Below are 14,607 nucleotides of genomic sequence, written 5' to 3'. Positions count from 1 at the left end.
TTCAAGGGTAACTTGAGTACATGAGTTCTAGTTTTTATCTGCGTTACACTCTGTCGTCTTTCTTGCGAGAAGCGCTCTTATTTACCCGATCCTTGTGCATGGTTGCCAGCTGTACCGCTTTGTGTCTCAACTGAATTCTGCGTTGACGGGTTTTTTGGTAGGCTTCAACGCCAAAGCGGATAATAAAATAAAAAACAACGCCCGCAATAATACCAAGGGGGATACTCCCCAGTATCATTGGTTTTATGATGGGCCACAGAGCATCGAAAGATTGCCGGATGAATTGGTGCCCGAGTTGTTCTGGCCGTGGGGGATGCCCCGCATATCCATAAAGAAAAAATGTGCCAAGCTTATAGGTGGACGCCCAGATAAAGGGGAACGTGAGTGGGTTACCCACCGAGGTTCCCAGCGCCGCCGCTAAAAAATTTCCGCGGATTATGTAGGCGAGTATGAATGAGAGAATAAAATGGAAGCCGATAAAAGGTGTGAATGAAACTGCAGCTCCGGCGGCAAATCCCAGCGCAATTGTGTGGGGACTCGCGGTAAGGCGCATTACTCTTTTGGCAAGGTATCGGTAGGAACGGGACCAGCTGTGGCGCGGCCAGACAGCGACGCGAAGTTTTTCTATATGTGTCGGTTTATGGCGGCGTTTAAAGAGCATCGTGTTGTGTTAATTTCATTTTCTTGCCTAGAGCAGACAAATCATCGTACCCCTGACGCCTTATCAGGGAGTTATCAAGCCTCTTTTACATGTATCCACCATGCACTGCGTTGACTTTCCTTCCCTGTGAGTAAAAATCCCGTCATTTCCAAGTCGCCATTAGCTCAAAAGCGTAAGTACGGGCCAGCTGAAACGATGATTAAACCGCCAAACGGCCATCATCGCTTCTTGAAACCCTGTTAGCCGTTTACGCGTTTTGCTTTGGAAACGTTTGGTTTGGCGCGTAGCTGGTTTGTTATCTGGTTTAAATGTTTAAGGTCCCAGACTTCCAGATCAATCAGCATTTCATGGAAGTCAGGCGCTTTCCCTACAATTTTTATATTGTCAATGTTTCCATGGCAATCACCGATAACACGGGTGATAGTTGCAAGGGAACCGGGCTCGTTAATGGCTGAAATGGCAATTTGTGCCGGAAAACGGGAGGGACTTTCAGGATCAATGTCCCAGCGGACATCCAGCCAGCGCTCCGGTTGGTCATCAAATTCTTTGAGGTCAGGAGAGTGTATGGGGTAAATAGTAATTCCGATGCCCGGCGTGAGAATGCCAATTATGCGATCACCAGGCACAGCGCCGCCGTTGGGGGCAAAGCGAACTGGTAAGGATCCGGACATTCCTCGTATTGGGAAAGAGGGGCTGTCACCGTCTGTGCCGGGGATTTTAAATTTAACCGAGCTCTCTTTATCTAGGTCGAACCAGCCTTCGGCCTCAGAACCGCTGGGGAGATTCGTCTTGGCTGGATCTGTAGCTGGGCCTGATTTCACATCCGGATAAAGGGCTGCCAGAATGTCGTTGGCTGTGGTTTCACCCTTCCCGACGCTGATCAAAAGGTCTGTGGTTGATGACATGGAAAAGCTATGCAGCAATGACTGTAGAATTGCTTCGTTAAACTCTTTCTCAGCCCTAATAAAAGCTCTATCCAGAAGGTGTCTGCCCAAGTCACTGTACTGCTGGCGAGCAGATGCGCGCGTAGCTCTGCGAATGGCAGCGCGTGCTTTGCCCGTGACGGCAATCTGCTCCCATGCGGGGGGTGGCGTTTGTGCTTCAGAGCGAACGATTTCCACTTCATCACCGTTATGAAGCTCTGTGAGTAGGGAGCTGATGTGCCCGTTGATCTTGCAGCCAACACAGGTGTTGCCCACATCCGTGTGTACGGAATAGGCAAAGTCAATTGGGGTTGCGCCGTTGGGTAGGGCTATCAACCGCCCTTTGGGGGTGAAGCAGAATACCTGATCGTGGAAAAGCTCGAGTTTGGTATGTTCCAGAAACTCTTCGGGTGTATCTCCGTGAGCAAGCAGGTCAATTGTGCCTCTCAGCCACGCGTAGGCGCGGGACTCGGAAGTGTGGCTGGTGATATTGCGCCCGCCTGTAACTCCATCCTTATAAAGAGCATGGGCCGCAATGCCATTTTCAGCAATCAAGTGCATTGCTTTGGTACGTATCTGCAGCTCTACACGCTGGCGTTTAGGGCCAACCACTGTAGTATGAATTGAGCGGTAATCGTTCTGTTTGGGTGTAGAAATATAGTCTTTAAACCGCCCTGGAACGCAAGGCCACATGGTGTGAATAAGGCCCAGAACACGGTAGCAGTTTTCTACCGTTGGCAAGATTACACGAAAGCCGTAGATATCTGATAGTTGTTCAAAGCCGAGGGATTTGCGCTGCATTTTCTTGAAAATGGAATAGGGGCGCTTTTGCCGTCCACTTACCGTAGCTTCAATGCCGCGCTCAGCCAGTCGTTCGGTCAGATCCGCCTCAATATCGGAAATGATGCCTTCATTTTTATGGTGTAACGTCTGGAGCCTTTGCTTGATTGTGTCACAAGCATCAGGATAGAGCGTGGTGAATGAAATATCCTCCAATTCCTCACGCATATCCTGCATACCCATGCGGCCAGCAAGGGGAGCATAGATCTCCATGGTTTCTTCAGCAATGCGTTGCCGCTTCTCGATAGGCATGTGATGAAGGGTGCGCATGTTGTGAAGGCGGTCGGCCAGCTTGACAAGCAATACCCGAACATCATCCGCGATAGCCAACAGGAGCTTACGGAAATTTTCTGCCTGCTTTGCTTTTCTTGAAACAAGATCAAGGCGGCTGATTTTCGTCAGGCCCTCAACAAGCTTGCCGATTTCCTCGCCAAATAGGTGGTCGATTTCAGCGCGGGTTGCATCTGTGTCTTCAATGGTGTCATGCAGAAGGGCAACGGCGATGGTTGCATCATCCAGATTGAGTTCAGTCAGGATTGCGGCAACTTCAAGCGGATGGGAGAAAAAGGGATCGCCAGAGGCACGGGTTTGGGTCCCGTGCTTTTGCATTGCGTATACATATGCTTTATTGAGTAAGGCTTCATCAGCCTGGGGGTTGTAGCGGGTAACCCGCTCAACAAGCTCATACTGGCGCATCATTTGCAGCCGCTCCAAACTTCCAGCAATATGTCTGGCCGGCGTTTAGCTTGAAGGGCGCCGACACTGCCGGCGCCGACCTCAATCTAAATTCAATCAGTAATCGTCGGAACGCTCTGGTGGAACCAGACCTTCAAGACCTTTCAGAAGGTCTTCTTCCGTCATGCGGTCAAATTCCACTTCAGAATCGTCGATCGCATTCATCTGTACAGCATTTGGATCTGAAGGAACCATTGGAGCTGTTTCAGCCTCAGGTTCATCCACTTCAACATATTTTTGCAATGAGTGAATGAGATCTTCTTTCAGATCTTCCGGGCTGACAGTTTCCTCGGCGATTTCACGCAGGGCAACTACTGGGTTTTTGTCATTGTCACGGTCTATCGTCAGCGGCGAGCCACTGGATATCATCCGGGCGCGATGGCTGGCAAGAAGAACCAGCTCGAACCGGTTTTCGACCTTGTCGATACAATCTTCGACGGTCACACGCGCCATACGAATACTCCATTTCTTGGAAACTAATAGGGGGAACTCTTAATTCGCTTTGATCTATAACGCAAGAATATTTGATAATCAATTACCCGCTCAAGGGGGGCAAGATATTTAATCCATTATTTAAACAGGGTATTCGAACTTCCATATATATTATAGTTTCTAGTATTCAGCAAAGAGTTGTGAGCTAAGCAATTTAACGAGGTTTATAGTGTTTACTCGGGAGATGAGGGCAATTTCGCATCATAGAACTTTCGAAATAGAGATCACATCTACTTAAAATTGTTAATTGCCAAGAAAAAAATTACGAAAACTAGTAGACTTTATATTGATTAAAAATATAGAAAGATTTGCGTTGTCGATTGTGTGAAACGCTTTTATTTCACGATTTTTATAGGGCGTTCGACAATTTTTAACGCGTATAGGTGAAAAATATTTAAGTAATGCACTGTGGGTGGAATAAAATGTGCCCATGTAACCAATCTCTCTCTGGGTTTGGGAGAGGTGTCACAAAAGAGCTTTATTTGCGTTCATTTGATGTTTCTACAAATAGCATTGAAAACGAACCCAATGGTTTCTTTCGGGTGACGACTGTTACTGTGCAGCGGAAAGGTAAATAAAATAATGTTTGATCCCCGCGAAAAAGTGGCATTGTTTATTGATGGCGCCAATTTATATTCTACGGCTAAGGCGATTGGTTTTGATATTGATTACAAACGCCTTCTGAAAGAGTTCCAGTCCAAGGGATACCTGTTAAGAGCCTATTATTACACAGCTCTGGTTGAAGAGCAGGAATACTCCTCCATCAGACCTTTAATCGACTGGCTGGATTATAACGGCTACAAAGTCGTGACTAAGCCGGTGAAGGAATTCGTAGATTCTGCGGGCAGACGCAAGGTCAAAGGGAATATGGATATCGAGCTGGCCGTGGATGCCATGCAGCTTGTTGATACCGTTGACCATATTGTTCTGTTTTCTGGAGATGGTGACTTCCGCTCCCTCGTTGAAGCGCTACAGCGGCGTGGTCGTAAGGTTTCTGTAGTATCCACGTTGCAAACCCAGCCCCCAATGATCGCAGATGATTTGCGCCGTCAGGCCGATCACTTTATTGAACTGGCAACCTTGATGTCTCGCGTTGGGCGTGATCCTAGCGAGCGTCCGCAGCGCCTTGAAGATGATCATGATAGCACATCTGGATACTAAATAGTGGGCTTTGAGTTTTACTTTATGGCGTGTTTTAAAGTGCTCAAAGTGTCAGCTGTTTGATAGTATCTTGATCCTGAATTAGATGGTTCCGGCAAATTGCCGGACCATTTTATTTTATAGACCTTTCCCAGCCTTGAGGGCCAAGATGTTCTTGAGGTTGGAAGCGCTGTTTATATGCCATTTTGGGAGACCCTTCCACCCAATAGCCAAGATAGACATAGGGAAGGCCCAAGTGCTGGGCGCGGACGATATGGTCGAGAATCATAAACGTTCCCAAGGCAATCCAATGATGATGTGGGTTGAAAAAAGAGTAAACCATTGAAAGTCCATCGCTGAGCCTGTCAGTCAAGGCAGTGGCAAGAAGCGGGCCTGATCCGGTTCCGGTCAAAAAACTGTCGACACCACGGCGGCGGTATTCGATAACAACGGTTTCCACGTGGGTGTCTTCAACCATCATGGCATAGTCAACAACAGACATCTCTGTCATTCCTCCGCCTTTGTGCCGTGTGCCCAGATACTCCTGAAATAAATCATACTGCTCTGAAGAAGGGCCGGGAGGAAACTCGGTGCCAATCAGATCGTGTCCCTTTTTCCACTGTCTCCTAAGAGATTTGGTCCATTGAAACTCATTGACACACACGCGCACAGATACGCAAGCTTTACAAGCTTCACAGGCGGGGCGGTAGGCAATGTTTTGTGAGCGCCTGAACCCTCCTTGTGTCAGAATATCATTCAGAGCAGCTGCATGATCTCCCACCAGATGGGTAAAGATTTTCCTCTCCTCTTTCCCCTTCAAGTAAGGGCAGGGAGAGGGGGCTGTAAGGTAAAACTGAGGATTTTCCATTGTCTGCTTTGTCACAGACGCATCTCCGTCGGGCTGGTTTGATCCGATAAACTACAATATCCCTATAAGTTATAATAGTAGGGTGCCAAAATTGAGAAGGTCAACCAGATGATAATGGCCAATGGTGTCCCTGCAATTAGAAAATCTCTGAATCGATAATGACCTGGCCCCATAACAATTAGGTTTGTTTGGTAACCAATAGGTGTAGCAAAAGAGCAGTTTGCCGCAAAAATGAGACAGATGATAAAGGGCTCTACGGGTGCGCCCATTCTATTGGCCAAGCTAATGGCAATAGGGGTGAAGAGAACAGCTGTAGCGTTGTTGGAAAGCAGATTTGTCAAAACTGCTATAAGAAGGAAAAATACTGAGAGGACAACAGGGACACTGAGCCCTTCAGTTGCCTCCAGAAGGGCCTGTGCCACAGTAACTGCCCCGCCTGTTGCCTCCAGTGCAACGGAGGCGGCGATTGCGGAGCCAATAAGCATGAATATTCGGCTATCTATTGTGCGAAGGGCTTGGCGCACATTCAAACATCCAGTGGCTACCAACCCAAAGCAGGCTGCAACTGCTGACACAACAATAGGAAGCACTCCTGAAACTGCTGTGATAATCATGAGTGCAAAGATGAGTAAGGCCCGATTGGCGTACTTTCTTTGAGGAACTTCCGTTGCGGACCAGTCCAGCAACAGGACATCTCGGTTGCCCCGTAAACTGTCAATATCTTCCCGGTCTCCCCCTATGAGTAGCACATCACCAGATTCCATTCTAATATCTGTCATTGGCATGCGTGGCATGCGGCTGCGTCGTTGCAAGCCGGTCACAACACATCCGGTATCTGCGTGAAAGCCTGCTTGCGCAATGGTGCGGCCAATAAGTCTGGAGCCGGGAGCAATAACTGCTTCCGCTAAGGTGATGGTGCCGGAGGGGGCAGTTGGTTCATGGGCCTCGGTGACAGTGCTGTGTTCTTCGCTCGTTTCCGTTGTAAGTAGTGGTTTTCTTCGGCTCAAGGCCTTGGTCAGTGTCGTGCGGGTAGCCGCGACGATAACAGTATCCCCGGGGCTGAGTGTAACGTTCTCGAAGGGTGGGAGCAGAGGGCGCTCACCACGCTGGACAAGTCGTACGGTCATGTCTTTTAGCGGAGGAAAAAGACCTGCAACGGCTTGAGTTCCCACCAAGGGGTGGCCATAGCCTATTTGAATTTGGGCTATAAACTGCCGTCCACTTTGCCCTGTAAATTCCTCCGCCATAGTTTTTCTAGGCTTCAGGAGGTAGGGCATTATGAAAATGACATAGAGCGCACCAACACTGGCGATCATCACGCCAAGTTTACTGAAGGTGAAAAAGCCAATGTACACCTCCCCTGTCTCGTTAGCCATGTTGGCCACAAGTAGGTTGGTAGAAGACCCTATCATTGTCGTCATACCACCTAAAATCGTGATAAAAGACAAGGGCATAAGTCGGCGAGCTGGAGATGTTCCATGAGCATGTGCAACGGCGGTCAGAATGGGCAAGGCCATGACGACCACCGGAGTGTTGTTCAAAAAAGCACTGAGCGCGGCAATAAGAAGGAGAAGCGGTGCTTGGGCGAGCCACTTTCGCTTTCTGCTTAAGCGAAGAGTGAGCTGCGAGGGTTTCTCAAGGGCATCGGTATGAAAAAGGGCCTGACCAACAATAAGTAGTGCTATGACGGTAATGAGAGCGGGGTTCGCGAAGCCACTGAGCAGGTCCGCCGGCGTTACCTGTTTTCCATCCAGCGTCTGCGGATAGAAAATAAAAAGCAGCATCAACGAGGTAACGGAACCCAAAGCAATAACTTCAATGGAAAAGCGCTCAGTCGCATAGAGTATAATGGTGGATCCGATGATCATAAATGTCACAATCATCGGAATATTTAAAAACTCCATGCGCTCCCCGTACTGTCTATAAGGTTTTCTCCCTGTTTAGATTGTTAGACAGCTATAGTCACGCGCGGCAATTGAAAATTTTAGAAAAACTAGCTTATTCTACAGGTTTGTTGATGACAACTGTCCCCAATACAAGGTCGTGAAGAAGGCGTTTTTGTCCGTTTAGAAGCGACACCAGCAAAACAAGGGGTGTGAGAAATGTAATGGAGATCCAGAAAAGGATGGCGTAGACGGCAGCTAGAAGAGGGTAAGGCTTGTCTCCATACCAAAGACGCATTTCGATGCCCATGGCTTTCATGCCCGGAGTTGCGGCGTCCGGACCGCCAAGCGTGAAGGCAGTGTAGGTAATGGCAACGGCCTGCCATAAAAACGCATAGAGGAAGAAACCCAGACCAAGGGTAAAGATTCCCAGAAAGAAAACAAAGACAGAGGCAATAACTGTCAAAATTAGTATAGCGATGACGTCAATAAAAAACGCAAAAATGCGTTTGGTGCGCACCCCGTCAAAAAGTGCGGGCTGTAAATAAGGGTCAAATGCGGTCCGTTTCCCTGTGTGCCGCGTTAATCCTTCGCTCATAATTTCTCTCTCCATTCACTTTAAGTGAGAGGTAGGTAATGTTACCCACAATTTCAATCAGATGGAAGTGTAGGCACCGGTTTGATACTGCCCATTGCCTCGCGGTTGAACTTTGATCCCTTTTTCCTCCAGAGTTTGAATAATGGAATGTGCGTGCTTGGTACCTCTGGTTTCGATGGTCACATCCAAGGTTGCCCCCTTGGCTGGAACTTCGAGAAACAGGCGGTGATGCGAGACATCAAGAATATTGCCGCCCAGCTGACCGATTAACGTGGAAATTTCCCCCAAAATTCCCGGCCTGTCGGGAATGGTACAGCGTATGGAGATGATATTTCCATCGCGCACGAGTTCGCGCAGTACGATGCCGGTTAAGAGCCGCTGGTCAATATTGCCGCCACATACAACAAGACCAACTTTTTTTCCCTCAAACTGTTCTTTGTGAGCCAAGAGCGCAGCGAGGCCCGAGGCTCCAGCCCCCTCCGCGATTGTCTTTTGTAATATTAGATAGGTATTGATTGCCTGTTCTATCTGGCTCTCATTTACGAGTACAATTTGGGAAACCAGCTTCTCTACGATTTTGCGTGTGTGTTCACCCACCTTTTGTACGGCAATCCCTTCTGCCACAGTATTGCCGCCACAAGGCAAACTGTGGGAATGCAGAATATTGTACATGGATGGATAAAGTTCTGTTTCTACGCCAATGATGTCGATCGAGGGATTTAAAGCTTTGGCCGCTACCGCGACCCCAGAAATCAAACCGCCACCGCCCACGGGGGTGATGATTGTATCCAGATCAGGCTGATCCTCCAGCATTTCGAGGGCAAGCGTGCCCTGTCCAGCTATAACCAACGGATCATCGAAGGGGTGAACCCAAGTGTAACCGTGGGTTTTCGAAAGGCGATCAGCTTCCCGTTTTGCCTCATCCACATCGGCCCCGGCCAGCACAACCTTGGCGCCGAACTCCTGAGTTGCTGTAATTTTCAAGAGAGGGGTATTTTCCGGCATGACGATAACCGCCAGTATGTCAAGGCGGGTGGCGTGACGGGCAACGGCTTGCGCATGGTTTCCCGCTGACATGGCAATGACGCCCTGCGCTTTTTCAGCTGGAGTTAGCGAGAGAAGTTTTGTCAGGGCGCCGCGTTCTTTAAACGCATTGGTCACCTGCATGTTTTCATATTTCACAAAAACATCAGCACCGGACAGGGCGCTGAGGCGAGGAGCCTCGAGAAAAGGCGTTCTTAAAACCGCGCCCTGAATCTGCCTTGCCGCTGCCCGGATATGCTCAATTGTTACAGTCAATCTATGTACTTTCATCTAGAGAACAGCGACAGGGGGCACTAGCGCCTAGCCAGAATTTTTGCAACTTCTGGCGCGAAATAGGTCAAAACCCCATCAGCACCGGCTCTTTTAAATGCTAAGATACTTTCCATCATGCTGCGGTCATGGTCCAGCCAGCCGTTTTGGGCGGCGGCGCAAATCATGGCATACTCTCCAGATACCTGATAGGCGAAGGTGGGCACCTTAAACTGGTCTTTGAGTTTGGAAACTATATCAAGGTACGGCATGCCGGGTTTAACCATGATCATATCGGCGCCTTCATTGATATCAAACTCCGCCTCACGCAGAGCTTCATCCGTATTGCCGCTGTCCATCTGGTATGTGCGTTTGTCGCCTTGCAAAACGGTGCCTGTGCCCACTGCATCGCGGAACGGGCCGTAAAAGGCAGAGGCATATTTGGCAGAGTATGCCATGATTTGAACAGACTGGTGCCCAGTCTCCTCAAGTGTTTGCCGTATAGCGCCTATGCGGCCGTCCATCATGTCAGAGGGGGCAATAATGTCGGCTCCGGCATCGGCCTGTATCTGAGCCTGCTTGGCCAGTTGGTTGACGGTCTCGTCATTGAGGATAACGTCACCGTCCAAAATTCCGTCGTGACCATGGGAGGTGTACGGGTCCAAGGCCACATCGGTCATCAGTCCAACGGGTATCCCTTCAGCCTTAATCGCCCTGAGAGCCTGACAGGTCAGGTTGTTCGGATTGAGAGCTTCCGAACCATTGTTGTCTTTTAAGGTCGGGTCGGTATTTGGAAAGAGCGCTATTGCGGGTATGCCCAAATTGGCAGCCTCTTCAGCAGCTTTTACAGCCAGATCAATGCTTAGGCGCTCGACGCCGGGCATAGAGGTGACGGCTTCTCTTTTATTGGCTCCATCCATCAAAAAAATAGGCCAGATCAAGTCATTCACGGTTAAGGAAGTTTCCCGCACCATACGGCGAGACCAGTCTGTAGATCTGTTGCGACGTAACCTGCGGCCATTAAGGATGCTGCTCATATCAATTTTTTCTACAGATTTGCTGATCTCTGTCATTTTTGTCCTACTTTCTTTCGTCAGCCGAATCTATTTAAGCTAACCTGACGTCTGGAGCTCGGATGTAAAGAGTTTGAGATCTGATAGCACGAGGGTTGCGGGTGGTTAAACTTAAAAAGTCAAGCACTAACGCTTTAACTACAATCATTTTTCTCAAGTGGCCTGTTTCGTTGGAAGGCCTATGAACTTAAGTTCAATTTTAGGTTCGCCAATGGGGCACTACGGTTTTACTTAGATGGTATTCACCGGTAAATAACAGATCTTGTTTCATAGATCGCAAGCAGTTGGGAGGCTGCGTCCGATGAACTTTGATTTAAATGAAGAACAATCTGCATTCCAGCAAATGGCAGCGAACTTTTCTAAAGATGAGCTGGAGCCCTGCGCAGCTGAATGGGATGAAAACTCCTATTTTCCTCTGGAGGTGATGCGGCGCGGGGCTGCCTTGGGTCTGGCTGGGCTCTATGTAAGCCCGAAATATGGCGGGGCGGGCTTGGGAAGACTGGATGGCACCATCATTTTTGAAGAGCTTTCAAAAGGATGTACCTCAACGGCTGCCTTCTTGACCATTCATAATATGGTTGCGCGATTGATAGAGCAAAACGGAAGCGAAGGCATCAAGGATAGATTTTTATCCAAGCTATGCTCGATGGAACTTGTGGCCAGCTATTGTCTTACAGAGCCCGGTTCCGGTTCTGATGCCGCATCCCTTACAACGAAGGCCGAGCGCACCCGTGATGGCTATGTTCTCAATGGAACAAAAGCTTTTATCTCTGGCGGCGGTGTTTCTGATGTTTATGTGGTTATGGTGCGCACTGGAGAAAGCGGCGCTTCAGGTATTAGCTGTGTACTGGTGGAAAAAGGAACTCCGGGCCTGAGTTTTGGGGCAAACGAAAGAAAAATGGGCTGGAAAAGCCAGCCTACTGCTCAGGTGGTTTTTGAAGACTGTCATATTCCACTGGCAAACTTGGTAGGACAAGAGGGCCAAGGGTTCAAGATTGCCATGCAAGGTCTGGACGGAGGGCGGCTTAATATTGGTGCCTGCTCTTTGGGAGCCGCAGAGGCATGTCTTTCTCAAAGTCTTCAATATATGCAAGAGCGAAAACAGTTTGGCAAAACCCTCTCGCAGTTTCAGGCTCTTCAGTTCAAATTGGCCGACATGACAACTGAGTTGGAAGCGGCACGTCTTTTGCTCCGCAAGGCTGCATCTTTAGTGGACAGGAAGGATGCTTCGGCAACCAAAATGGTGGCCATGGCGAAACTTTTGGCGACAGATACGGGTTTCAAGGTGGTTAATGATGCCCTGCAGCTGCATGGCGGCTATGGTTATTTGAAGGATTATCCACTGGAGCGGTATCTGCGGGATGTGCGGGTACACCAAATTCTGGAGGGAACAAATGAAGTGATGCGCCTGATCATAGCCCGTGAACTGCTAAAGTGACACTTGGAATGAAACAGTTGCAAAACATAAAAACTGACCAGTCCGTTGGTGGGGCAAGGAGAGTTCAGGAAATGAATGAAGCCGTAGTATTTGAAAAGACTGGATATGCCGGGATCATTACCCTTAATCGAGTTAAGGCTCTCAATGCTTTAACGCAGGAGATGGTTCAGGAAATTCAGCAATGCCTTTTGCGCTGGGAGCATGATGGGGATGTTCATCATGTCATCATTAAAAGTGCGAGTGAAAAGGCGTTTTGTGCAGGCGGAGATATCAGGAAAATCTATGATATCGGGCGTGAAAACAGCAAGGATGCTCTTAGTTTTTTCGCTGATGAATACCGCTTAAATGCCTATATGAAAGCCTACCCGAAGCCCCTTATTGCACTGATTGACGGTATTGTTATGGGTGGGGGTGTTGGAATTTCGGTACATGGGGGATACCGGGTTGGAACTGAGCGGACTTTGTTCTCCATGCCTGAAACCGGGATTGGCTTCTTTCCGGATGTAGGCGGAGGGTATTTTCTGCCAAGAATGCCTCATAATATTGGAATGTACTGCGCTTTAACAGCTGAACGCCTGCGGCAGGCGGATTGCTATTGGACCGGAATTTTAACGCACACAGTGCATTCGGATGATATTTCCCAGATTATCAAAGCTCTGGGTGAAGCTCATGATGTCGATGCGGTTCTGTCGCGCTTCACATATGACCCAGGCCCAGCCCCGTTAGCGGCGCAGGCTGATTTGATTGAAAAGTGCTTTCAAGCAGAAACTCCAAAAGAGATATTCAAGTTCCTTGAGAACGCTAGCAATGATGAAGGGAATGACTTTGCGGGTAAGGCCCTTGCCCAGTTGCGACGACGTTCGCCCTCAAGCATAGCGATTACCCATGAGCAATTGAAACGCGGCGCAGAACTGGATATGCCAGCCAACATGCGAATGGAATTCCGAATAGTCGCTAATATTTTGAAGGGGAATGACTTTTATGAGGGGGTTCGTGCTGTCTTGGTGGACAAGGATAATACTCCCCAGTGGCAGCCTTCTTCTCTGTCTGATATAGAAGCCATTAATTTGCAACAGTACTTTGCTGAACCAGATGGGGGAGATCTGAATTTAGCGATCCTCAACATTGTTTCTTAAGGTGGAACATGTGCTGCAATTGGAAAAGTAATAGATTGGTATGAGTTGATGCTTTGGACAGTCGTTGAGTTTTTGAAGAGCGGGTCGACCTTTACGCGCATACTGCATGTATACCTACGCGTTCTTGCTGCTGTTTCGATTGCCTCAGGCATTTACCAATGGTCCCACATTATCGGTCTGAGTAATTGGGATGGCTTGTTTTTTTCTCAAGTGCCAATCGAATTGCAAAGTGCAACAATTTTCTTTGCAGTCTTGAACTTGGTCGCCGCCGTGGGGTTGTGGTTGCTGGCGAACTGGGGGACAGTAATCTGGCTTTTTCTGGCTCTGAGTCAGGTTGTTATGCATACAATGTTTGCGGCAATCTATGGTCGCCAGCCTCTTGAGATTTCATTTTTTATCATAGCTGTGGCTCTATATCTTTTGTTGCTCTATCTTTCAGAAAGAGAGACAAGAGGGTGAGGAGAGCCAAATCTGTTGTCGGGCTCCGTTTTAAATACGCCGATGGAAAGGTGTGTGGAGCCAGATAAACAAGAATGTTTCGGCAAGTTTTAATATGTATGGGGAGAGAGCGATGAGTGGAGCGCCGTTAAAAATCGGATTTATTGGTCTTGGAAATATGGGCGGCCCCATGGCTGTCAACCTGGTCAACGCTGGCCATATTGTTTCTGGCTATGATCTAAGTGAGGAAGCGAGAGATCAGTTTTCTTTGGCGGGAGGAAAGGCTGCCCTTTCATTGGAAGAAACAGTTAAGGATGCCCAAGTGGTCATAACCATGCTGCCAGCTGGCAAGCATGTTAAAGCCGTATACTTAGGTGATAATGGCATTTTTGAGTTAGTGGGTGAGGGGACATTACTTATTGATTCGTCTACCATTGATGTCGAAAGTGCCCGCTATGTTTCGCAAAAGGCATCTGAAGTGGGGCATGATCTAATTGATGCTCCGGTTTCTGGCGGAGTAGCTGGGGCTAGCTCGGGCTCACTTACATTTATGGTGGGTGGTCATGTGCAGGCCGTTGAAAGGGCAAAGCCCATTTTAGAAATTATGGGTAAGTCAATTGTTCATGCGGGTGAGGCTGGCGCTGGGCAAGCTGCCAAAATCTGCAATAACATGCTACTTGGAGTTTCAATGATAGGAACCTGCGAAGCATTTTTGCTAGCAGACAAGTTGGGGCTGGACCGACAAAAGCTTTTTGACATCTCTTCGGCCTCCTCCGGGCAGTGCTGGGCATTGACTTCTTATTGCCCTGTTCCGGGCCCCGTTCCGTCCTCTCCAGCCAATAATGACTATCAAGCGGGATTTAGCGCAGCCATGATGCTTAAAGATTTGCTGTTGGCAAAAGAGGCCTTGGACAAATTAGAGGTGAGTGCTCCTATGGGGCAAAAAGCCGCCGAGACCTATGAAAAATTCTGTTTGGACCTAGGGGAAACTGCGGATTTTTCCGGAATTATAAATTTCTTGCGAAAAGAGGGTAAATAAATTATTAATCGGAAAAGTAGAAAAACTGTTGTGTATTAACTTGAAATTAT

The 14,607-nt window shown here is 48.4% G+C and carries 13 protein-coding genes; 5 read left to right on the top strand and 8 right to left on the bottom strand.

Annotated elements, in window-relative coordinates; genetic code table 11:
* Window positions 1–43: 43 nt before the first annotated feature.
* The 3 genes from P6574_RS12155 to rpoZ all read right to left on the bottom strand — a co-directional run bounded on the left by P6574_RS12155 (window position 44) and on the right by rpoZ (window position 3,612).
* A complete protein-coding gene (locus tag P6574_RS12155; RefSeq protein WP_310620544.1) occupies window positions 44–661 on the bottom strand; it encodes a DUF2062 domain-containing protein in 618 nt (205 codons plus the stop codon).
* A gap of 239 nt (window positions 662–900) precedes the next feature.
* Window positions 901–3,123, bottom strand: a complete 2,223-nt coding sequence (locus P6574_RS12150) for a RelA/SpoT family protein (protein ID WP_310620543.1) — start codon at window positions 3,121–3,123, stop codon at window positions 901–903.
* Window positions 3,124–3,216: 93 nt separating this feature from the next.
* The gene (rpoZ, locus tag P6574_RS12145; RefSeq protein ID WP_310620542.1) at window positions 3,217–3,612 is read right to left on the bottom strand and encodes a DNA-directed RNA polymerase subunit omega; all 396 of its coding nucleotides are present in this window, start codon (window positions 3,610–3,612) and stop codon (window positions 3,217–3,219) included.
* A gap of 621 nt (window positions 3,613–4,233) precedes the next feature.
* Here rpoZ and P6574_RS12140 point away from each other — a divergent pair.
* Window positions 4,234–4,812, top strand: coding sequence for a LabA-like NYN domain-containing protein (locus tag P6574_RS12140; RefSeq protein WP_310620541.1), 579 nt, complete (start codon window positions 4,234–4,236; stop codon window positions 4,810–4,812).
* Window positions 4,813–4,924: 112 nt separating this feature from the next.
* Here P6574_RS12140 and P6574_RS12135 read toward each other — a convergent pair whose 3' ends face one another.
* The 5 genes from P6574_RS12135 to hemB all read right to left on the bottom strand — a co-directional run bounded on the left by P6574_RS12135 (window position 4,925) and on the right by hemB (window position 10,470).
* Window positions 4,925–5,659, bottom strand: coding sequence for an arginyltransferase (locus P6574_RS12135; protein WP_405048145.1), 735 nt, complete (start codon window positions 5,657–5,659; stop codon window positions 4,925–4,927).
* Window positions 5,660–5,721: 62 nt separating this feature from the next.
* Entirely contained in the window at window positions 5,722–7,563 is a 1,842-nt protein-coding gene (locus tag P6574_RS12130) for an SLC13 family permease (protein ID WP_310620539.1), read from the bottom strand.
* Window positions 7,564–7,657: 94 nt separating this feature from the next.
* Window positions 7,658–8,140: an RDD family protein gene (locus tag P6574_RS12125; protein ID WP_310620538.1), complete on the bottom strand. Its 483-nt coding sequence runs from the start codon at window positions 8,138–8,140 to the stop codon at window positions 7,658–7,660.
* A gap of 57 nt (window positions 8,141–8,197) precedes the next feature.
* A complete protein-coding gene (locus P6574_RS12120; RefSeq protein ID WP_405048098.1) occupies window positions 8,198–9,454 on the bottom strand; it encodes a threonine ammonia-lyase in 1,257 nt (418 codons plus the stop codon).
* A gap of 23 nt (window positions 9,455–9,477) precedes the next feature.
* Complete coding sequence (gene hemB, locus P6574_RS12115) at window positions 9,478–10,470, bottom strand: porphobilinogen synthase (RefSeq protein ID WP_310620536.1); 993 nt, start codon at window positions 10,468–10,470, stop codon at window positions 9,478–9,480.
* 337 nt (window positions 10,471–10,807) lie between these two features.
* Between hemB and P6574_RS12110 the strand changes: the two genes are divergently transcribed.
* From P6574_RS12110 to mmsB, 4 genes are all read left to right on the top strand, one after another.
* Entirely contained in the window at window positions 10,808–11,944 is a 1,137-nt protein-coding gene (locus P6574_RS12110; RefSeq protein WP_310620535.1) for an acyl-CoA dehydrogenase family protein, read from the top strand.
* A 71-nt stretch (window positions 11,945–12,015) separates the two neighbouring features.
* Window positions 12,016–13,080: an enoyl-CoA hydratase/isomerase family protein gene (locus tag P6574_RS12105; protein WP_310620534.1), complete on the top strand. Its 1,065-nt coding sequence runs from the start codon at window positions 12,016–12,018 to the stop codon at window positions 13,078–13,080.
* 48 nt (window positions 13,081–13,128) lie between these two features.
* Window positions 13,129–13,539 carry a DUF6163 family protein gene (locus tag P6574_RS12100; RefSeq protein ID WP_310620533.1) on the top strand — a complete coding sequence of 137 codons (411 nt, stop codon included), beginning with the start codon at window positions 13,129–13,131 and terminating at the stop codon, window positions 13,537–13,539.
* 112 nt (window positions 13,540–13,651) lie between these two features.
* On the top strand, window positions 13,652–14,557 hold the full coding sequence (gene mmsB, locus P6574_RS12095; protein ID WP_310620532.1) for a 3-hydroxyisobutyrate dehydrogenase: 906 nt from the start codon (window positions 13,652–13,654) through the stop codon (window positions 14,555–14,557).
* The last annotated feature ends 50 nt before the right edge of the window (window positions 14,558–14,607 follow it).

The sequence above is a fragment of the Pseudovibrio sp. M1P-2-3 genome (assembly GCF_031501865.1).
Taxonomy (GTDB): Bacteria; Pseudomonadota; Alphaproteobacteria; order Rhizobiales; family Stappiaceae; genus Pseudovibrio; species Pseudovibrio corallicola.
This window is presented reverse-complemented; position numbering and strand designations above follow the sequence as displayed.